The following is a 19,416-nucleotide window of genomic DNA, read 5'->3' as shown; positions in this document are numbered from 1 at the left end:
ATCATCGATTGGAGTCGGACCGAAGAGCCGACGACGCCCGCCCGGGACGGCCGGAGAGATTCACCCGATCAGTCCCCTAGCGCGTAGAGGATCTTGGATTTAAGGGCGCACCCGCCAGCAATCTTGTGGACAAAGCCCCTGCTGGCCGGGGGTTTTCCCATCCAGCGCGTCCTGAGTCGCAGCTCAGAAGGGCGTGCCGGGAGGGGCGAGCGACGTCGTACGGCAGTCGCCACATCAGGTGGAACGATCCATAGTGCCGCAATCCGGACGAGACCCTTGCCACACAGATAGACGGCTCCCTATCCTCACTGTGGAAAGCGCTTTCCAGCACGTCGCAGCGACATCCAGCATTCGAGGACGAAGGTGAGGCGACATGAGACGACCAGTTGCACTGCGACTCCAGGCGGCGCTGGCCACGGCGGCCGTAGGGATCGCGATCGGCGTGGCTCTGCCGACACCCCAGGCGTCGGCGGCGGCCGGCAGCGCCACCGGGTACGCGACCCAGAACGGTGGGACCACCGGCGGCGCGGGCGGGCAGACGGTACGGGCCACCACCGGGACCGCGATCCACACGGCCCTGTGCACCCGGACCAGCAGCAGCACCCCGATCGTCATCGAGGTCACGGGGACCATCAACCACGGCAACACCAGCAAGGTGTCGGGTGACAGCTGCAACACCGCCGCAGGCGTGATCGAACTCAAGCAGATCAGCAACGTCACGATCATCGGGGTCGGCGGCGGAGCCGTGTTCGACCAGTTGGGCATCCACATCCGCGACTCCAGCAACATCATCATCCGGAACGTGACCGTCCGGAACGTCAAGAAGTCGGGCTCGCCCACGTCCAACGGTGGCGACGCCATCGGCATGGAGAGCACCGTCCGCAACGTCTGGGTCGATCACGTCACTCTGGAGGCCTCCGGCGGGGAGTCGGAGGGGTTCGACGGTCTCTTCGACATGAAGGACAACGTCCAGTACGTGACCCTGTCCTACAGCACGCTGCGCAACTCCGGCCGAGGCGGCCTCATCGGCTCCAGTGAGAGCGACCGCTCGAACGGCTTCATCACGTTCCACCACAACCTGTACGAGAACATCGACTCCCGCACGCCCCTGCTGCGCGGCGGCATCGCCCACATCTACAACAACTCCTACGTGAGCCTGCACGAGTCCGGGATCAACTCCCGGGCCGGCGCCAAGGCCAAGGTGGAGAACAACCACTTCAAGGACTCCAAGGACGTCCTGGGCACCTTCTACACCAGCGAGGCCGGCTACTGGCAGGTCAGCGGCAACGTCTTCGACAACGTCACCTGGTCCAGCCCCGGCAGCGAGAACAACCCCGCCGGCCCCAACCCGCAGTCCAACACCACCGTCAGCATCCCGTACTCCTACAGCCTCGACGGGGCCGGCTGCGTGCCGGGCATCGTCCGCCAGACGGCAGGCGCCAACACGGGTCTGAAGGAATCGGACGGCAACTGCTCGCCGCAGACGCCGTCGCCGACACCGACCACCCCCACTCCGGGACCGACCACTCCCACTCCGGGGCCGACGAACCCCGGTGGGGTCAACCTCAGCATCGGTGCCGGCTCCGACGGCTCGAGCAAGGCCAGCGGGACGAGCTACGGCAACGTGCGGGACGGCGACATGAACACCTACTGGTCGCCGGCCGGCTCGACGGGCTCCATCTCGATCAAGTGGGGCTCCCCGACCACGGTGTCCAGGATCATCATCCGTGAGGCGTCGGGCGCCGTGGGCAACATCGGGTCCTGGCGGGTCACCAACGGCGGGACCGGTGCCGTCCTGGCCTCCGGCAGCGGGGCGGGCACCATCACCTTCCCCTCGACCTCGCTGACCAAGGTCACCTTCGAGATCACCAGCTCGACCGGCACGCCGAAGGTCGCCGAGTTCGAGACGTACACCGCGTAGCAGCTCGGTCCCGCTGCCCGGCGGGTCCGGCGTCCCCGGACCCGCCGGGCAGTGCGCTGTTGTCCTATGCTGCCCGACCGCCGTGGGCCGACCGGTCGGCCGAGGGCGAACCGCACTCCGGAAGGGGGTCGGCATACGATCGGCCGGAAACTCCGAACTTTCATACCCGTCGATTGCTTTCGCTGCGATGAGGTCTCGATAATGTGATCCGGTGCCGGGCGGACCCGGGCAGGAGGCACATGGGTGAGTTACGCGCATCCGTCAACATCGGAAATGTCGCCGAGTTCAACCACCAGTTCTTTCCGGCGGACTTCCGGGCCGACCATCTGGAGACCTGGGATCTGGAGGGGCACCATTACGCCTGCCTCGCGCCCTTCTACAGCAGCGATCCCGGCCTCGTCGTCACGCCGCTGGCGCCTCGGCAGGAGTGGACCGAGCTGCAACTCGCGGTCATGCGCTGGCCCGGTCTGGATCTGCGGACCGGCGTGCGGGGCGAGGCTGGCGAGGTCTGCGCGGCCATCCTCGCGGACGAGCGACTGCTCGCCGACGTCGCCGACGCGGCCCGGGGCGGGTCGGCCCTCCTGCCCTGGGGACACACGCCGGGCTTCGCGGCCGTCCGTCGCCGGGTAGCCGGGGCGGGAGGGAACGGGCCCGTTCCCGGCCGCGGGGACGCCGGTGGAATCGACTGTTCCCTGTTCGAGTCCAAGGTCCGGGCGAACGAGCGGTTCCGGATCGCGGCGGCCGCCACCGAGCGGATCATCGTGGCCAGGCAGGACGTCTGCGGATCGGTCGAGGACGCCGCCGTCACCCTCGCGCGCCGGATCGCCAAGACCGGCCGGCCCCAGATGCTCAAGTCCGATTTCGGTGTGGGCGGCTTCGGCACCACCATGGTCGCGCCCGAGCAGGCGGCCACGCCCACGGACGCACGACGGCTGCTCGCCGCCCTGATCAAGGAGGACGCGATCTACGCCGTGCTGCCGCTGATCGTCGAGGAGTACGTTGCGCATCGGCAGGGGCTGCCGTCGCAGATGACCTTCAACGCTGAGATCGACCCCGACGGGACACTGCGACCTCGCGGGTGCGCCGTGATGGACGTCGTGGACACGAAGTATGCCGGTGCTGTGGTCGGCGGAGGGCTGGACCACGACGCCCGCCGCCGGATGGAGGCATTCGGCGCCGCGGTCGGGCAGCTCATGCGTGAGGCCGGGTACGTCGGCTGGTTCGACATCGACTTCATCCGCACGGACGACGACGTGCTCGTGCCCACCGAGACGAACGCGCGGCGCACCGGCCCCACCGCCGCCCTGTCGATCGCGCAGAACCTCGCCACCGGCCGTGATGGCACCACCGTCGTCGTGCGGACGAACGACCGGGTGCTGTTGCCCGAACCGGCGACGGAGCAGGCGATGCTCGACCGGTTCCTCGCGGGCAGCCGCAGACTGGGCCCCGCGTCGGGCGTGCGGTTCGTCCCCACCATCGTCACCGCCACCGACCAGGAGTTTCCGTACTTCGGGTTCGCGGCCGTCGGCCACGAGCTGAAGACCGTGAACGCGGCGACCGAGGCGTTCAGCCAGGCACTCCTACGAGAGGACTACTGACGTGCCGCTCGATGCCCCGCAACGCGACTGCGAGTACGTGACGTATTTCCCCCTGAACATCACGCCGCTTGCCGGATCGGCGCTGCGCGAGGGGCGGACCGACGCGTCCGCCGGATTCGGCGTCTACATCCACGTGCCGCTGTGCGACCGGATTTGCCCGTTCTGCAACTACAACAAGTTCCCCGCCGAGTCGCACTCCGGTCCGCTGGTCGAGGGCATGCTGCGGGAGATCGCCGGCTACGACGCGGTGGTGTCGCCGTCGGTCCGGAAGCTCGACTTCGTCTACTTCGGCGGTGGCACCCCGTCCGTGCTTCGCCCGAGCGAGATCCGGCGGCTGCTGGACCGGCTACGGGAACGGTTCGACCTCGACGACACCGAGGTCAACCTGGAGTGTCATCCCAGCCACGCGACGGTGGAATACCTCGCCGGGCTCCGCTCGGCCGGCGTCAACAGGATCAGCTTCGGCGTGCAGAGCTTCCAGGACGAGGTGCTGAGCGGCATCGGGTCGTACCACCGGGCGGCGCAGAGCCTCGCCTGCACCGGCAACGCCCGCGCCGCGGGCTTCGACAACATCGCGATCGACCTGATGTTCATGCTGCCCGACCAGGATCGCGCCAGCTGGCAGCGGGAGCTGGACGTCGCGCTGGAGCAGGGGCCGGAACACATCAGCCTGTACCGGATGCTGCTCGACCCGGCCGGCCCGCTGGGGCGCAGCGTGCGCTTCGGGCGCACCAAGCCGCAGGGCGGCGAGGCGCTCGAACTCGAACTGGCCGCGCTGGGCCTGGAGGTGATCGGCGGCGACGGCTACCGGCACTACGGCTCGTGCAGCAGCGCCGGCTTCGACCTCTGCCGCCCCGGGACGGAATCGGCGTACGAGATGTGCCACCGGGCCGCGCCGCAGTCCGAGTACGTCGGGATCGGGCCGGGCGCGGTCGGCTACCTCAACGGCCACGTGTACTGGAATGTGCACACGATCCGCGAGTACCTGGAGGTGGTCTCGGGCGGCGACCCGGCCGTCCTCGCCGGCCGGCGGCTGACCGACTCCGATTACCGGTCACGGTACTGGGTGCTGGGCGTCAAGCACCTCGCCGTGCCGCTGGCACCGTTCGAGGAGCGGTTCGGCACGACCGTCACCGACGCGTTCCCCGGCGTCATCGACCGGCTCGCCGGGCATGGGCTGGCCGAACTCGGCGACGACACGCTCACCGTCACGCCGCGCGGGGTGCACTACATGGACAACATCTCGAAGAGCTTTTTCAACGCCGACAACGCGCGGCTGCCGCAGCCGTACAAGCCGGAGCTGCAACTGCTGTCGGTCGAGCTGTTCGGGACGCCGGCATGAGGGCGACCCGGCCGGCGCACGTCCTGCTCGCTGCGGCGGCTCGGGCGGCCGGGTCGTCGCCTTACTACCGCCGTGTCCTCTCCACGCCGCCGGCCGACTGGGCGTCGGTGCCTTGCACGCTCCCCCGCGACCTGATGCGCGACGGCCCACGGTTCGCCGCCACCCCGGCCGTGACCGTCTACGCCAGCAGCGGCACATCCGGACGGGCCAAACCGGCGTTCTTCACCGCGCGGGACCGGGCCGGCACGGTTCGCCGGACGATCCAGAGCCTGATCGGTTCTGGCGTCACCGGGTCGGACACCCTCGTGGTCGCGCACGGGTTCGGGATCTGGCTCATCGGGTCGGACTTCTCGTCAGCCGGCGAGGAACTGGGGCTGCGGGTGCTGCCGATCGGCAAGGGGCCCAGCGTCGTCCAGTCGGTGCAGCTCATGCGGGAGTACGGTGCCACGGTCATCGCCACGTCGCCGAGCTACGCCCGCAGGCTCGCCGTCAACTCGGGTTTTCGCCCCGGCGACCTCGGCGTCGAGCTGGGCGTCCGGATGCTGTTGCTCTCCGGCGAGGCGATCTCCGAGGTGTCCCGGCGCGATCTCGGTCGGGCCTGGGGCGTCGAGGAGATCCGGACGTACTACGGCACCGCCGAATTCGGCCACCTCGGCTGCGACGTGCGCGGCGACACGTGCGTCCGGCTCAGCGACGACTTCGGATACGAGATCCTGGTCGACGGCGAGCCCGCTGACCTGCGGCCGGGGGTTCGCGGCGAGTTGGTGGTCACGACGCTGTTCCAGGAGGGCATGCCCCTCGTGCGGTACCGCACCGGCGACCTGGTGGAGGTGGGTGCGGTCGCGGAGCTGGCCGGGCTGATCAGTCTCGACGCCCGGGTGCTGGGGCGTTTGGAGTCGTCGGTCGTGCTGGAGTCCGGCGAGAAGCTGTCGCTCTGGCAGCTGGAGGAGGTGCTGCTCGGCCAGGCCGGTATCGTCGACTTCCGGGCGGAGCTGAACGAGGTCGAGGCTGACCGGCAGTGGTTCACGATCGCCGATCAGCTGACGATCCGGTGCGCCACGGCCGGGCCCCGCCCGCCCGACTTCGAGATGGACGACGTCGTCCTGGCGCTGCGCGAGCTGTCGCTGGACATCTCGGCCGCCGGCGAGTCGCTGCGGTTCGTGGTCGAGTGGGTGACCCCGGAGGAGCTGATCGCGCACGACGGGGAGGGCAAGCCCAGGCGACTCGTCGACCGCCGGTCCGCATCGGTCCTGGCCGGCTAGGCTCCCGCGATGGCCGGTGCGCCTCTCCGGGTCGGGCTGCTCAGCGGGGAGAAGATCCTTCCCTTCGTCGTCGCCGAACGAGCCGGCCTGCTCGCCCGCGGCGGCGTCGAGCTGTCGATAGCGGACAGCGCGGCGCGGCGGGATGCCGACCTGCTGGCCGGCCGGCTCGACATCGTTCTGATGAACCTGGTCGGCGTGCTGGTGCTGTCGCTCACCGGCACGCGGGTCACCGTGCTCACCGTGCTCGCCCCCGACCCGGGCCCGCAGGGCATGTTCCAGCTCCTCGCCCGCGCCGCGCCGGTGCCGTCCCCGGCGCGGGTCGGCTACTCGCGGCACACGATCGCCGACTACTCCGCGTCGGTGCTGCTGCCCCGGGCCGGCCTGGTCCGCGCCCGGCAGCACCTGGTCGACGTGCCGGACCTGGTCCGCCGCGGCCGGGACCTGATCGCGGGCGCGCTCGACCTGGCGATCCTGCCGGCGCCGATCGGCGACTGGTGCCGGGAGCGCCGCGCCGTCCTGCTCGCGGACGACCGCGACCTCGCACCGCCCCCGCCCACGCTGTGCATGCTCACCCGTCGGCTGGCCGAGCGCCGCGTGGAGGTCGGCGCGTTCCTCGACGCCTACGCCGAGGCGGTGCGCCTGACCAACGCCGAGCCGGAGCGGTCGGCCGGGCGGCTGGCCGACTGGGGTGTGCCGGTCGGGCGGACCTGGCGTAGCCCGCTGTTCGCCGAACGCGCCGCCCCGACGGTCGACGCGGTCGAGCGGACGCTCGCCTGGTGCCGCGAGATCGGCCTGCCGGGCGGGTCGACACCGTCCGCCGCGCTGCCCACGCCGGCCGCGGCGCTGCGTGCCATCACGTTACCGTCGACCGGTGCGACCGTTTGACGTCTCGACGCGATGCCCCATGCTCCGTACGGAGGCGACAAGGTGAACCCGCAGGAGTTGGCCGGGCGGCCGGTGCAGGAGCAGCGCGCGGCGGGCCGCCGGCTGAGCCAGGCCGATCTCGGCGAGTGGGCCGTCGCGCCGGTGCCCGAGGCGCGCTCGGCCGTCGGGTACGCAATGGCGAACGTGTTGCCAGACGGTGACCCGGCGCCGTGGGACCTGGTTCATCGCCTCGTGAACGACGACGACTGGACGGTCCGGGAGGCGGCGACGTTCGGGGTGCGGGACGCGCTGATCGCCGCGTATCCCGTCGTGGTGCCGGGGGTGCGCGCGTGGGCCGGGTCGACCGCCAACGACCGGGAGCACCGCGCGTTCCTCGTGGTCGCCCGGCAGCCGTCCCGGCAGCGCCCCGACGCCGTCGCCGAGCTGACCCGGATGCTTCGCGTGCCGCTGAGCGATCCCGCCCCGTACGTCCGCAAGAACGTCCCGTTCTGCCTACGCTACCTGGCACGCACCCATGGGCGACTGCTTGCCGGACATCTACGCGCGTGGGCCGCCGAGCCCGACGAGTGGTTGCAGCGCGCCTGCTTCGGTGGGCTGACCGACGCGCTGGCCGAGGCGGCACCCGAGGCGTACCCGGGCATCGTGGCGACCCTGCGGGCGTCGGAGTTCCGCTGGGTGCGTGCCAAGGCCGCGACGGTGTAGCGGGACGGCTCGCGGGTTATCGGCGTCGCGGCAGGGCCCGGGCCAGGGCGGCGAACAGGGTGTCGGCGTCGGCGGCGTCGTTGTAGGCGTGCCACGAGATCCGCAGCCACTCCTGCCAGCTTCCGGTGACCACGCCGTCGGCGGCGAGTCGCCGGACCAGTTCGCTCGCGGCGGCCGGGTCCGGTTGGCGGACGCAGACCAGCGGGCCGGCAGTCCGCAGCTCGGACGGGTCGATCAGGATGTCCTCGACCAGTCGCGCGGCGCAGTGCTCGACCAGGCCGCGTATCCGATCCGCCGTGGCGGCCCGGTCCCAGCTCAGCACCTCGTCCAGACCCGCGCGGGCGCACGCCGCCGCCAGGATCGAGGGCAGGCCTGCGTCGTAGCGGCGGGCCCCGGTGTGCCTGGGGACCGCGCCGCGGTGGCCGGCGAACGGGTCGACCGAGCCCAACCAGCCATGGGGAATCGGTTCGGCGTGGGTGAGGAGCCGGGGACCACAGTAGGCCAGAGCGTAGCCGCCCGCCGACCCGAGCAGGTACTTCATGCTGCCGGTCACCAGCGCGTCGACCGACGCGGTCCGGACGTCGAGCGCGGTCGCGCCCAGCCCGTGGTAGCCGTCAACCAGGCAGAGCGCGCCCTGGGCGCGGCACGCCTCCGCGAGTAGCGGAAGATCGAGCGCGAAGGCGCCAGCGTGGTGCACGGCGCTGACCACGACGGCCCGGGTCGAGGGCCGAAGCGCGGCGGCGATCGTCCGCGTCACGGACGCCGGTGCGGTCGGGCGGAGGAACCGTGGCTCGGCGCCGAGCCGACGGACCGCGAGCGCGGCGTCGCCGAGGGTCGGGAAGTCCCCCTCCACCAGCAGCAGATCCGGGCGGTCCCGGTAGTCGAGGCCGGCGAGGAGCGCGGTGAACGCGGCCGACACCGAGCCGGTGACGAAGACCTGCTCCTGGTGGGCCCCCACCAGCGCGGCGAACTGTTCCCGGGTGCGCTCGATCTCGCCGAGCCAGACGTCCCAGGGCGCGCCCTCGTGGTCCCACTGGTCGAGGCTGTCCAGGGCCGCGTCGCGGACCGCGACGCAGAGGGCGCCCTTGGCGGCGGAGTTGAGGTAGGAGCGTCGAGCCAGGATGGGAAAGCGTGCCCGGTCGGGCAGGGCACCCGGCGGTCCGGCCGTCACGGGGCGGTGCCCAGGGCGGCGATCACCGCTTCGCCGATCACGGCGGCCTCCACCGTGGTCAGCCGCCCGTGCAGGGGCAGCGCGAGCAGCCTCGGGTAGGCGTCCTCGGCCGCCGCAAGCCCGCCCGGCCCGATACGGGCGGTGCGCTGGTACAGCTCGTACTGGTGCAGCGGACGGTAGTAGGCGCCGGTCGCGATGCCCGCCGCGGCGAGTTCGCGCCGCACGTGTTCCCGGCGGCTGGCCACGGCGGCACCGTCCGTTCCGGCGAGGCGAAGCTGGTACAGGTACCAGCCGTGGTCAGCGGTCGAGGTCCGGGCCGGCAGCGCCACGCCGGGCAGGTCGCGAAGGAGGTCGTCGTAGACCGCGACGGCCGCGCGGCGGGTCGCCTGAAGCGAGTCCATCCGGCCGAGTTGCACCCGGCCGATCGCGGCGTGCAGGTCGCTGAGGTTGTACTTGTAGCCGACCTCGCGCGGGGTGTAGCCGGCCGCGGTCGCGGTCATCGCGCCGCCCCAGGTGAAGTCCAGCCCGTGCCGCGCCAGCAGCCGGGCGCGGGCCAGCACGTCCGGTCCCGCGACCAGCGCGCCCCCCTCCACCGAGGTGATGTTCTTGGTGGCGTAGAAGCTGAAGCAGGAGATGTCAGCGGCGCGGGCGACGTGCAAGCCGTCGACGTGACAATCCACCGCGTGCGCGCAGTCCGCGACGACGGTCAGTCCGAACCGATCGGCGACACTTTTCAGGCCGATCAGATCGCAGGCCGCGCCGCCCAGGTGCACGGGCATGACCGCTCTGGTTCTCGGGGTGACCGCCGCAGCGACGGATTCCGGATCCATATTCAGCGTGATTGGGTCGATATCGGCGAACACCGGCGTGGCACCGACGGCCAGAATGACGTTCGCGGTCGCCGGAAACGTGAGCGGCGTCGTGACAACCTCGTCACCGGGCCCGATATCGCTCGCGATCAGGGCGAGATGCATCGCCGCAGTGCACGAACCCAGCGCGAGCACGTCGGGCACGCCGAACCGGTCGGCGAGTTCGCGCTCGAAGAGGCGCACCTCCGGTCCGGTCGTGATGGTGCGCGACGTGAGCACGCGCACGGCGGCGTCAATCTCCGCCGGACCGAGCACATGATCCACGACCCACGACCGCCCCGCATCCTCAAGATCCACGCAGGCTCCTCGGGTCACCTATACTGCCATTGCTTCGACTGCCATCATTGTGCCGGTCGGTGGAGGAAGAATGATCTCTAATGATCGACAATTGCGACTCCGGCTGACTAATGCAAACCGTATGGTGCGCTCCGTTCGTAGTCAATTGCCCGCCGGGCAGGACGTCGACATGCGTAAGGGCACCGTCTGGCTGCGCCGGCCTCGTCGGCAGGTCGACCTGTACCAGGTCTGGTTCCGCACCCGTGGCTGCACCTTCGACCGCGCGGGGCAGTGCAGTATGTGCAACTACGGCACCGGGCCGGAGATCGACCCGAACGTGATCGCCGCCGCCGTGGAGACGACGCTCGCCCGGATCCCGCCCGGCAACCTGGTGTACGTCTCGCCCTCCGGCAGCCTCCTCGACGAGCACGAGGTACCGCCGCGGCTGCGGCTACGCATCCTCCGGGCTGTCGCCGCCCGCCAGCCGATGGCGTTCACCTTCGAGACGCGACCCGAGCTGTGCACGCCGGAGAACATCGACAACCTGCTCGACCTGCTGCCCGGCACGTCCGTCTCGTGCCACCTAGGCGTGGAGTCCTGGGACGAGGACGTGCGGCGGCTGTGCCACCTCAAGCCCACGAGGCAGGCCGCGTACCTGGCGGCGGTCCGGATGCTCCGTAGCCGGCGGGTCGCGCCCATCGCCAACATCGCGCTCGGCGGCCTCGGCCTCTCCGAGCATCAGGCGTTCGTGGACGCGGCGGCGAGCGTACGGGGCACCCGCACCGCCGGCTTCTCCATCCAGATGCTCTTCCCACTGAGCGCGAAGCGCGGGACGCTGCTGGACTGGGCCGGCTGCCGGGGGCTGTGGTCCCCGCCGTCGTTGTGGACGCTGGTCGCGGCGCTGTCGGCCTGCGTCGAGGAGGGGCTTGCCGAGGACGGCACGGGTGACCTCGACATTTCCTGGTTCAACCCGGACATCGGCAGCATCGTCCGAGCCAGGCCGGACGGCTGCCCGGCCTGCCGGCCGATGCTGATCGACACCCTCCGCGCGTTCCGGCTCCGGCCCGGCCCGGACGCGCTGGATGCCGCGGTCACCTGGTCGGGCTGCTCCTGCCGGCGACGGTCGGAGCCCGACGCGCCGGAGACCTCGTACCGCGAGCGGCTGGCGGAGGTCTTGGCCCGGTGGGAGGCGGAGGGCGTCCCGGCGGCCGCCCGGGCGGCCTCAGCCGGGTAGGCCCCACGCCACCCGCCAGCCCGGCGGGAACTCGAAGTCGAGCAGGCTGACCGCCACGATCAGTTGCCCCTGGTGCAGCACCTCGTGCTGCACCATCCGTTCCAGGTGCGCGGCGAGGGGAATCGGATCCTCTCCCGGCCACGTCACGGTGTCCGTCCGGTTCGCGGCCCTGACCGCCGGGACGAGGACGTCGGCGTCCACCCGCGCCAGATAGGCCAGCAGGTCGGCCTTCGACGACCCGTCCGCGGTGATCTCGGGCGCTCCGAACTTGATCTCCTTCGAGGTGAGCGCGCTCGCGTAGTTGCACTCGATCCGGCCGAGATGCCGGAACTGCCGCCACAGATGGCCGACCCTCGACGCCGGACACTGCTCCAGTTCCCGGTCGGTCAGCCAGCCCAGCAGTTCGAACGTGCGACCCCGGACCGGACGCCACCGGTCCAGGAACCGCTCTTCGGTCAGATCATCCATCTCAGCCGCCATTGTCATCTGTCGTAGCCAACACGCCGCCGTTCCGCAGGGAGATGCTACCGCCGGGAACGGCTCCGCCTGCGGTGATCGCGCACGCGCCCGACGGCGTGACGCGGGGCGGCTGAACAGCGGAATCGTGGCGGGGTAAGACAGCACGGCGAGGCTCCATCCGTCCGCCCCGCCGCGCGACCTGACCAACCGCTTCCTGTCCCGGGTCCGCGCGCCACGGTAACCCTGCCCGACCGCCTGCTCCGGTTCCCCTCCCCCGGGACCGGCTCGGGGCGGGCCTCATCCCACTCGTACAGGCTCGCTGCGCCGATAAGCGGAGGTCGCCGCCGGACGTTCGTCGGTGTGTTGGCTCGATCGCTTTCAGTAGTGTGCGGGAATGGTCCGGGGCCGGGGCGGCGGGTTGTGGTGGCGGTTCCTGGCTGCGGGGGTGCCGGGGGGTGTGGCCGGGGTGGCGGTGTGGGCGTTGGTCGCCGACGACAAGGCGGGGTGGACGGTCGTCGCGGGCGCTACGGCGGCCGTTGCGGGTGGGTTCGGCCCGTCCCTGGGGCAGTGGGTGGCGGCCCGGCGAGAACGGCACGAGCGGCAGGGCCGGGCGGTGGCCGGTGTGTTGGTGGCGGACCTCCCGGCCTCGGTGGCGTGGTTGTTGCATCCCCAAGCGGCAGTGATTCGGTTCTTCGGCCGGGGCTGGGTCCTGCGGGGGTTGCAGACGTGGTGTGCGGACCCGGACGCATCACCGGTGCGCCTGCTGGTGGGGAGCGGCGGGGTGGGCAAGACCCGGCTGGCCCAACACTTCGCGACCGGCTTGGCGGGCTGGACGTGGTGGCCGGTCGCGCCACAGGGGGAAGCACGGGTGGCGCAACTGGTCGCCGATGGTGAGGCTCCCTCCCGGTTGTTGCTGATGGTCGACTACGCCGAGACCCGCGACCCGGCGTCGCTGGCGGCTCTGCTGTGTACGGCGCAACGGGCCGAGGGTGTGCGGGTGTTGCTGCTGGCCCGCACGGCCGGGCTGTGGTGGTCCACCCTGTCGGCCGCGTACCCGGAACAGGCGCACCTGGTGGATGCCTTGACGATGCCGGCGAACGTGATCGAGCTGCCGGCACGCGTCGAGGAGCGTGCCCCCTCCGAGATCGTCGCGGATGCAGTGGCACAGTTCGCCGACCACCTTCGGTACGCGCCGCCGGCGGAGTTCACGCCCCAGGCCCACGATGCGGATACGCCGGTGTTGCGGTTGCACGCCGAGGCGTTGGTCGCGGTCCTCGGTGGCCCACGCGGTGGCGGCCGCTACGACGTGCTGGCCGAGGTGATCAGCCACGAAGCGCGCTACTGGCGCGGCTGTGCCCGCCGCGCCCGGCTGGTGGCTGCCGATGACGCGACCTCCCGGGACGCGGCGTTGCGTCAGGTGGTGGGCATCGCGGCGCTACTCGGTGCCGACGACGACGGGCAGGCGGCGGGCCTCGTACGTCGGGCACCGCTGCTGGGCGAGGACACGCCGGCACCGGTGGTGGGCGCCTTCGTGCGCTGGCTGCGTAACTTGTATCCGTCAGCGGGATCGGGTACGGCATTGGGGACGTTGCAGCCGGACCTGCTCGCGGAGGGCCTGGCGGTGGCGGTGTTACGCGACTGCGCGCCGGCCGAGCAGATGGCGGTGTTCTCTGGGCTGCCCAGGGCGCAAGCCGTGCGGGCGTTGACGGTGCTGGGTCGGGCGTGTGTGCATCAACCGGACGCGGTCAAGGTGATCGAAATAGCGTTGAGTGCTGACGTGCCGGTGATGACCGAGGCGGTGCTACAGGTTGGGACGCAGTTCCCGGGCAGGTTCGCCGCCCGGGTAGCGACTCTGCTCATGACAGCCGCGATCGATCCCGAATGGGCGCGCGTGTGGGCGGAGCGGGTGCCTTATCCGTCCCTGGAACTGGGCCAGGTCGCGATGGCCTTGACCGCCAAGGTCCTCATCGACCTCCCACCAACGACGCCCCCGCAGGAACGAGCGGCCTGGCTCGGCGGCCACGCACTCCGACTGGCGGAGGCTGGCCGCCGTACCGAAGCCCTGACCGCCAGCAACGAAGCCATCACCCTCTACCGCGAACTCGCCGCCACCAACCGCGACGCCTACCTCCCCGACCTCGCCGTGTCCGTCAACAACCACGCACTCCGATTCGCGGAGGCTGGCCGCCGTACCGAAGCCCTGACCGCCAGCAACGAAGCCGTCAACCTCCACCGCGAACTCGCCGCCACCAACCGCGACGCCTACCTCCCCAACCTCGCCATGTCCGTCAACAACCACGCACTCCGACTCGCAGAGACCGGCCACCCCACCGAAGCCCTGACCGCCAGCAACGAAGCCATCACCCTCTACCGCGAACTCGCCGCCACCAACCGCGACGCCTACCTCCCCAACCTCGCCACATCCGTCAACAACCACGCGGTACGACTGGCGGAGACCGGCCGCCGTACCGAAGCCCTGACCGCCAGCAACGAAGCCGTCAACCTCCACCGCGAACTCGCCGCCACCAACCGCGACGCCTACCTCCCCAACCTCGCCATGTCCGTCAACAACCACGCACTCCGACTCGCAGAGACCGGCCACCCCACCGAAGCCCTGACCGCCAGCAACGAAGCCATCACCCTCTACCGCGAACACGCCGCCATCAACCGCGACGCCTACCTCCCCGACCTCGCCATGTCCGTCAACAACCACGCGGTACGACTGGCGGAGGCTGGCCGCCGTACCGAAGCCCTGACCGCCAGCAACGAAGCCATCACCCTCTACCGCGAACTCGCCGCCACCAACCGCGACGCCTACCTCCCCAACCTCGCCACATCCGTCAACAACCACGCGGTACGACTCGCGGAGACCGGCCGCCGTACCGAAGCCCTGACCGCCAGCAACGAAGCCATCACCCTCTACCACGAACTCGCCGCCACCAACCGCGACGCCTACCTCCCCAACCTCGCCACATCCGTCAACAACCACGCACTCCGACTCGCAGAGACCGGCCACCCCACCGAAGCCCTGACCGCCATCGAGGAAGCCATCGACCTGCGCCGGGAACTGGCCGCCACCGACCGCGACGCCCACCTGCCCAACCTCGCCATATCGCTCCGGAACGTGGGTGTAGTAGGACTTGCCGTAGGCGTTGCGAGCGACCATGTCGTCGCGATGACGACCGAGGGCGTGCAGTACCTTGAGGAACTAGCTGCTGCCGAACCGGAAGCGTTCGCGGCGCTTCGGGACACGGCCGTATCAATCCTGGCCGAACTGCAGCGGGTATTCGGCAAGCAGTCCGCCGCAGCAGCATCCGACGACGCGCCTCCTGGAACAAGCGCCTGAACTTCTGGTACCGAGCCCGCCCGGCCGTGCTGCGCCAGCTCGCCGGCACCACGGCCGGCACGCCGTGACCACCACCCACGCCCGCGCGTACGCCTCGGTCTGGAGCAGGCCCGGCACCCAACCCTCCCCGACCGCCCGCCCCGGTTCCCCTCCCCCGGGAACGGCCCGGGGCGGGCCTCATCCTGCGCGAACAGCTCGTACCTCGCTGGCGCACGACCCTTCTTCCGACGACAAGGGGCCCAGGACGCCAGCGTGGCCGAGCGAGTCCCCGTAAGGACTTCGATCCGAGCCAGCGGCGTCGGCGACTCGCTGGCCGCAAATCCACCCGGTTCCTGGACCAGCAGCAAGGCGGCCTTGCCCGTCCGGACATGGGCCTGGTGGGTCACCTCGCCCCGGCGAGGGCCCATCACTCGCGCCGCTTCAGTCAAATACCGCTCGGCCCGGCGACGCCCAGTCAGACGCCCAGCAAGGGGTCAAGGACGGCGCGGCTTGGCCGGGCGCAGCGAGGCCAGCGAGTCACTCTACTGCCCGTGTCAGCTAGTTGCTCCTGGGCGACGGCCTGGAATGCTTCGCCCATGCCTTCCTACCCGCCTACCTTCGTCGACCAGGTCGTCGCACAGCCAGCCCGTGCCCAGTTCGAGGCGTTCCTCGACGAGCACCGCGGCGCGCTCAATGGCTGCTTGGACGGGCTGACAGAGGAACAGGTGCGCCGATCGCTGGTGGCCTCCCGGACCACGCTGCTGGGTCTTGTGAAGCACGCGACCTTCGTCGAGAAGGTCTGGTTCAACGAAGCCGTCACGTGCCGGTCGCGCGCTGAGATCGGCATTCCTGCGACGTCAGGCGAGTCGTTCATCCTCGATGACGACGACACGATCGCCACCGTCCAGCACGCGCACCGCGAAGCCTGCGAAGCATCACGCCACGCGACGTCGTCCCTGGGTCTGGACGACATCCTTCACGGGCACCGGCGGGGCCCGCTTCCGCTGCGGTGGGTGTATCTCCACGTGCTGCGCGAGCTCGCCCAGCACTGTGGGCACGCAGACATTCTGCGAGAGCAGCTCATCAACGAGTAGTGCGGACGTCCGCTCATGCCGCGATCCATGCGTCACGGTGTGGAACGGCACGCGCCGGCACTCGGCATCCGCTCGTGCCGATGAGCGCGCGCCTCCTCGCGCTCTGCCTATGATCGCACGTATGTTCATCGAGGTCGTTGGTAACCATCAGTTGCCCGACGACGTTGATCGCGATGACGTCGAAGAGCTACTCGCAACTGCTCTACGAGCGGACGGCGAAGTGATCGGCGCGGGTAGCGGATCGGGGCGATGGCATCTCGACGTCGAGGTCTCGGCCGATGCGGATCAGTTTCCACACGTGCTTCGAAGGCTGGCCACCGCGCTGGTCAACCAGAATCTTGGATGGGTGGTGCTCCGACCGGAGCACGAGGAGACGGGGAAGTCGTCTCGCGAGCTTGCGTGAGGCCGCTTATGACGGGCACGGGTCTGACGCCGAGCGGGTGCCACAGCATGTATTGGAGAAGTCGGCAGCGCCTCGGCGCGGAGTCGTGCGGTTCGGCCGTATCGGCCCCGCCCACATCGTCATGTCGCGTGCACTGTCATGAATCAGTGGCCGGTGTCCTGGTGGCGTTTGTTGCGACGACCGGTTGAATCCGCCCCACCAGAACCCCGCCGCTGCCAGCAACGATCCCACGGCCACCACCCTGCGCTTCACCACAGTCCAAGCCCTCACCGACTACCTGAGCGGCGACAGCAGCGCAACGCCGCGGCCCGACCTGCCCCACACGCTGTCCCACCCGTCCCTGACCGGGATGAGCCGGGCAGAGCTTGCAGACCTGGTACGACGGCTGACGCTCCCGCACGCTGCCCAGACCGAACGGCTGCGTCACCAGCGCCGCAGCCGCGACCGGCTCCCCGGCACCCGCAGCGGCGTCTTCCGCCAGAAGATCACCCAAGCCGAACGCGTCCTGGCCACCGTCCTCCACCAACGCGGCCTATGCAAAGGAGACGTCCTGGCCCAGCTGTTCGACGTCAGCCCACAAACCATCGGCAACGCCTTCACCGAAGTCGTCCCGCTACTCGAGCAACACGGCTGGACACCAGCGCCAGGCGCGCGGCGCTTCACCTCCGCCGCCGCGCTCATCGCGTCCGTCACGCCAGACGACACGTCGACATGTTGATTCTTACAGCTTCAGTGGGTGCGGCACCGCTGCCAGGCCGCGCCGGCAAGGCCGCCATTGGTTGCCTCGGAGTGGGCTGTGCCGGCAGCAGCGGCGCCAGCACAGCCCACTCGTGGTTCGTCAGATTTCCTCGTGCCGCACGGGTCTATCGAGCGGGATTCATGATCCGCGAGACAGAATTTTGGGTGAGTGGACGCCGTACCGGTGGGCGGGTGTTACGGCTGGACCGGTCGCTCAAGAACGGCGACCACCTCCACATCGAATGCGCGGTCGTGTGGCCGTCGATCGGGAGGGTGTCTCGGTGGGTGTATCCGTGCTGCTGGAACAGTTCTCGGTCGGCGTCGGTGAAGGCCTCGGCGTATGTGGGGAGGCTGAGCTTGTCCATCCAGCGCTGCGCTCCGGCGAGGACCGCTGCGGCCCGGCCCGGCTCCGCGGGGCCGGGCGCGGCGAGCAGCGCCAAGTGGTTGTGCGCCTCGGTGGGCCGTCGGGCGGCGAGGGCCTGGTCGAGCTGAAGGAACCGGTCGAGGTATGTGCTGCACGCGTCGGTGAGCCGATCGGCGTATTGGGCTGGGGGCGGGATCGGCCGGTAGCGGTGGAACCAGACGGTTGCGGCCGTGCCGTCTGGGAGTAGGAACGCGTCGCCGAAGAGCAGCGCGTGTTCGGTCCAGATCCGGGCCACGGCGGCGAGGATGGTTGGCCGGTGTCGCTCGTCGGGGACGAGCCAGGCGCCGAGGTCGGTGGGTGCGAGGGCTTCGGTGACGAGATCGGCGATCCGGCCGATGTCGCACCAGCGGGCCCGGACGACAGGCGTGCTCATGTTCATGGGTAACTCCTGGTCACCATCTTGATCGGGTACGTCGTGGAGGATGCCGGCGTCGTCGCGGGACCGCCGCGCGGGCCGGCGCGGGCCACCAAGGGCCGTCAAGGCATACGGGTACGCAGAGGCCGCCGGTGCCGCGCAACGGCACGCAACGGCCCGCCGGTCAGGCGGGCCGGGTGCCCGGGCGGGGTGAGCGGGACGGGAGGGCGTCGCCACCGGTCGAGTGGCAGCGGCGCCCCGCCAGGCTGGGCGGCGTCCACACCGAAGCGGGGGCTTCGGCGGCGTGACCGTGGACGGTGCCGGACGAGCCGGATCCACTGGTGCCGGGAGAGGGCGCGGCTGGCGCGGAGCCGGCGTCCGGCCGGAGCGGGTCCGGCCCGTCCGGCCCGACGAGGCGCGGCGGGAACGAGAGCTCGGTTGCCGTCTGCGAGTGTGATGAGGTGCTCGTGGTGGCGGGGCCCGAAACGGGCCCGGCCGGTTCGCCGACTGATCCGGAGCCGGAACCGGCGCAGCAGCCCGGGCCGGTCTGCGGCGGCGTGGGTAGCGGCGGCGCCGGCAGGGTCGGCGCGGATGGTGGCGCGGCCGTCGGGCCGGTGGGCGGGTCCAAGAGGCCTGTCACCGGTTCGAGGGGCTTGAGCACGGGGTCCAACGGCTCGAGCAGCGGCTCCAGCCCTCGCCAGACGGGCGAGAGAACCGGGGCGAGCGGCTGGGTCACCGGGCTGAGGGCGTCTGCCACGGGCGCTAGGACCCCGGTGCGTACCGGGTCGGTGACCGGGCGGAGTACCTCGGTCACCGGGGTGAGCACTCCGGCCTGGAGCGGCTTCGTGACCGGACGGAGAACATCACCCACCGGTGCCAGCACCTCCCCGCCACGCGGCCGGGTGGCCGGTCGGCTCGCACCGCCAGCGGCGGGCTTCGGCGTGCCGACCCGGACGGGCCGGGCCGGCGGTGGAGTGACTTGGTTGGCCGGCCGGGTTGCCGGTCGGGCCGGCGGTCGGGCTGGCGCCGGGAGAGGGTCGGCTCCGCTCGGCGGGGTGCCGGGGGCCGTCTCGTCGGCAGGTACTTCTGGAGCAGGCGGTGGTGCCGTCGTATCGAGGATCGGGCGGAGGACGCCGGTGAGCAGGTCGACGGCCGCGTCCACCGGCGCGGCCAGCGGACGGTCGGCGGCGTAGGCGACCGACGTGGTGGCGCTCTCGTGGACGCCCCACGCCACGACGACACCGCCGAGCAGCAGCGCGAGGCGCAGCGCGACCCGCGTCCACCGCCCGCCCCGTCGAGTCATCCCGGCACCCCTCCGACCCCCGGCCATCGCCTACGATCAACGCCCGTACCCTACC

Annotated in this window: 16 protein-coding genes; 11 read left to right on the top strand and 5 right to left on the bottom strand. The window is 70.8% G+C overall.

Annotation, left to right across the window (positions count from 1 at the left end):
- Nucleotides 1-373: 373 nt before the first annotated feature.
- The 6 genes from OG617_RS27170 to OG617_RS27145 all read left to right on the top strand — a co-directional run bounded on the left by OG617_RS27170 (nucleotide 374) and on the right by OG617_RS27145 (nucleotide 7,710).
- Nucleotides 374-1,921, top strand: a complete 1,548-nt coding sequence (locus OG617_RS27170) for a polysaccharide lyase family 1 protein (RefSeq protein WP_405095786.1) — start codon at nucleotides 374-376, stop codon at nucleotides 1,919-1,921.
- 239 nt (nucleotides 1,922-2,160) lie between these two features.
- Nucleotides 2,161-3,519, top strand: coding sequence for a hypothetical protein (locus tag OG617_RS27165; RefSeq protein ID WP_405095785.1), 1,359 nt, complete (start codon nucleotides 2,161-2,163; stop codon nucleotides 3,517-3,519).
- A gap of 1 nt (nucleotide 3,520) precedes the next feature.
- A complete protein-coding gene (locus OG617_RS27160; protein WP_405095784.1) occupies nucleotides 3,521-4,861 on the top strand; it encodes a coproporphyrinogen-III oxidase family protein in 1,341 nt (446 codons plus the stop codon).
- Complete coding sequence (locus OG617_RS27155) at nucleotides 4,858-6,123, top strand: phenylacetate--CoA ligase family protein (RefSeq protein WP_405095783.1); 1,266 nt, start codon at nucleotides 4,858-4,860, stop codon at nucleotides 6,121-6,123. The genes OG617_RS27160 and OG617_RS27155 overlap by 4 nt, the downstream gene beginning before the upstream one ends.
- Nucleotides 6,124-6,132: 9 nt before the next feature.
- On the top strand, nucleotides 6,133-7,008 hold the full coding sequence (locus OG617_RS27150; protein WP_405095782.1) for an ABC transporter substrate-binding protein: 876 nt from the start codon (nucleotides 6,133-6,135) through the stop codon (nucleotides 7,006-7,008).
- A gap of 42 nt (nucleotides 7,009-7,050) precedes the next feature.
- Complete coding sequence (locus OG617_RS27145) at nucleotides 7,051-7,710, top strand: hypothetical protein (protein ID WP_405095781.1); 660 nt, start codon at nucleotides 7,051-7,053, stop codon at nucleotides 7,708-7,710.
- Nucleotides 7,711-7,726: 16 nt separating this feature from the next.
- Here OG617_RS27145 and OG617_RS27140 read toward each other — a convergent pair whose 3' ends face one another.
- Nucleotides 7,727-8,881, bottom strand: coding sequence for an aminotransferase class V-fold PLP-dependent enzyme (locus tag OG617_RS27140; protein ID WP_405095780.1), 1,155 nt, complete (start codon nucleotides 8,879-8,881; stop codon nucleotides 7,727-7,729).
- Nucleotides 8,878-10,047, bottom strand: a complete 1,170-nt coding sequence (locus OG617_RS27135; RefSeq protein WP_405095779.1) for a DegT/DnrJ/EryC1/StrS family aminotransferase — start codon at nucleotides 10,045-10,047, stop codon at nucleotides 8,878-8,880. Before OG617_RS27135 ends, OG617_RS27140 begins: the two co-directional genes overlap by 4 nt.
- 169 nt (nucleotides 10,048-10,216) lie before the next feature.
- Between OG617_RS27135 and OG617_RS27130 the strand changes: the two genes are divergently transcribed.
- Nucleotides 10,217-11,260 carry a radical SAM protein gene (locus tag OG617_RS27130; RefSeq protein WP_405095778.1) on the top strand — a complete coding sequence of 348 codons (1,044 nt, stop codon included), beginning with the start codon at nucleotides 10,217-10,219 and terminating at the stop codon, nucleotides 11,258-11,260.
- On the opposite strand, the gene OG617_RS27125 is transcribed toward OG617_RS27130, so the two are convergent.
- The gene (locus OG617_RS27125) at nucleotides 11,249-11,728 is read right to left on the bottom strand and encodes a DinB family protein (RefSeq protein WP_405095777.1); all 480 of its coding nucleotides are present in this window, start codon (nucleotides 11,726-11,728) and stop codon (nucleotides 11,249-11,251) included. The genes OG617_RS27130 and OG617_RS27125 overlap by 12 nt on opposite strands.
- 472 nt (nucleotides 11,729-12,200) lie before the next feature.
- Between OG617_RS27125 and OG617_RS27120 the strand changes: the two genes are divergently transcribed.
- The 4 genes from OG617_RS27120 (at nucleotide 12,201) to OG617_RS27105 (ending at nucleotide 17,259) form a co-directional block, all read left to right on the top strand.
- Nucleotides 12,201-15,065, top strand: coding sequence for a hypothetical protein (locus tag OG617_RS27120; protein ID WP_405095776.1), 2,865 nt, complete (start codon nucleotides 12,201-12,203; stop codon nucleotides 15,063-15,065).
- 575 nt (nucleotides 15,066-15,640) lie between these two features.
- Nucleotides 15,641-16,138 (top strand): DinB family protein, encoded by a 498-nt coding sequence (locus tag OG617_RS27115; protein WP_405095775.1) that lies wholly within the window; start codon nucleotides 15,641-15,643, stop codon nucleotides 16,136-16,138.
- 121 nt (nucleotides 16,139-16,259) lie between these two features.
- Nucleotides 16,260-16,541 (top strand): hypothetical protein, encoded by a 282-nt coding sequence (locus tag OG617_RS27110; RefSeq protein ID WP_405095774.1) that lies wholly within the window; start codon nucleotides 16,260-16,262, stop codon nucleotides 16,539-16,541.
- Nucleotides 16,542-16,725: 184 nt separating this feature from the next.
- Nucleotides 16,726-17,259 carry a hypothetical protein gene (locus tag OG617_RS27105; protein ID WP_405095773.1) on the top strand — a complete coding sequence of 178 codons (534 nt, stop codon included), beginning with the start codon at nucleotides 16,726-16,728 and terminating at the stop codon, nucleotides 17,257-17,259.
- 145 nt (nucleotides 17,260-17,404) lie between these two features.
- Here the strand turns inward: OG617_RS27105 and OG617_RS27100 are convergent, their stop codons facing one another.
- On the bottom strand, nucleotides 17,405-18,082 hold the full coding sequence (locus OG617_RS27100) for a hypothetical protein (RefSeq protein WP_405095772.1): 678 nt from the start codon (nucleotides 18,080-18,082) through the stop codon (nucleotides 17,405-17,407).
- Nucleotides 18,083-18,242: 160 nt separating this feature from the next.
- On the bottom strand, nucleotides 18,243-19,361 hold the full coding sequence (locus OG617_RS27095; RefSeq protein WP_405095771.1) for a hypothetical protein: 1,119 nt from the start codon (nucleotides 19,359-19,361) through the stop codon (nucleotides 18,243-18,245).
- Between the last annotated feature and the right edge of the window lie 55 nt (nucleotides 19,362-19,416).

Origin of the sequence: Micromonospora sp. NBC_01412 (genome assembly GCF_045040215.1) — a bacterium.
Classification (GTDB): Bacteria; Actinomycetota; Actinomycetes; order Mycobacteriales; family Micromonosporaceae; genus Micromonospora; species Micromonospora rubida.
Note: the sequence above shows the minus strand (reverse complement) of the source record. Positions and strands in the feature narration are given on the sequence as shown.

Coding starts and splice junctions, on each gene's coding strand:
- OG617_RS27165 (WP_405095785.1), top strand. CDS start 2,161: ATGGGTGAGTTACGCGCATCCGTCAACATCGGAAATGTCGCCGAGTTC.
- OG617_RS27170 (WP_405095786.1), top strand. CDS start 374: ATGAGACGACCAGTTGCACTGCGACTCCAGGCGGCGCTGGCCACGGCG.
- OG617_RS27095 (WP_405095771.1), bottom strand. CDS start 19,361: ATGACTCGACGGGGCGGGCGGTGGACGCGGGTCGCGCTGCGCCTCGCG.
- OG617_RS27150 (WP_405095782.1), top strand. CDS start 6,133: ATGGCCGGTGCGCCTCTCCGGGTCGGGCTGCTCAGCGGGGAGAAGATC.
- OG617_RS27155 (WP_405095783.1), top strand. CDS start 4,858: ATGAGGGCGACCCGGCCGGCGCACGTCCTGCTCGCTGCGGCGGCTCGG.
- OG617_RS27115 (WP_405095775.1), top strand. CDS start 15,641: ATGCCTTCCTACCCGCCTACCTTCGTCGACCAGGTCGTCGCACAGCCA.
- OG617_RS27125 (WP_405095777.1), bottom strand. CDS start 11,728: ATGGATGATCTGACCGAAGAGCGGTTCCTGGACCGGTGGCGTCCGGTC.
- OG617_RS27130 (WP_405095778.1), top strand. CDS start 10,217: ATGCGTAAGGGCACCGTCTGGCTGCGCCGGCCTCGTCGGCAGGTCGAC.
- OG617_RS27110 (WP_405095774.1), top strand. CDS start 16,260: ATGTTCATCGAGGTCGTTGGTAACCATCAGTTGCCCGACGACGTTGAT.
- OG617_RS27100 (WP_405095772.1), bottom strand. CDS start 18,082: ATGAACATGAGCACGCCTGTCGTCCGGGCCCGCTGGTGCGACATCGGC.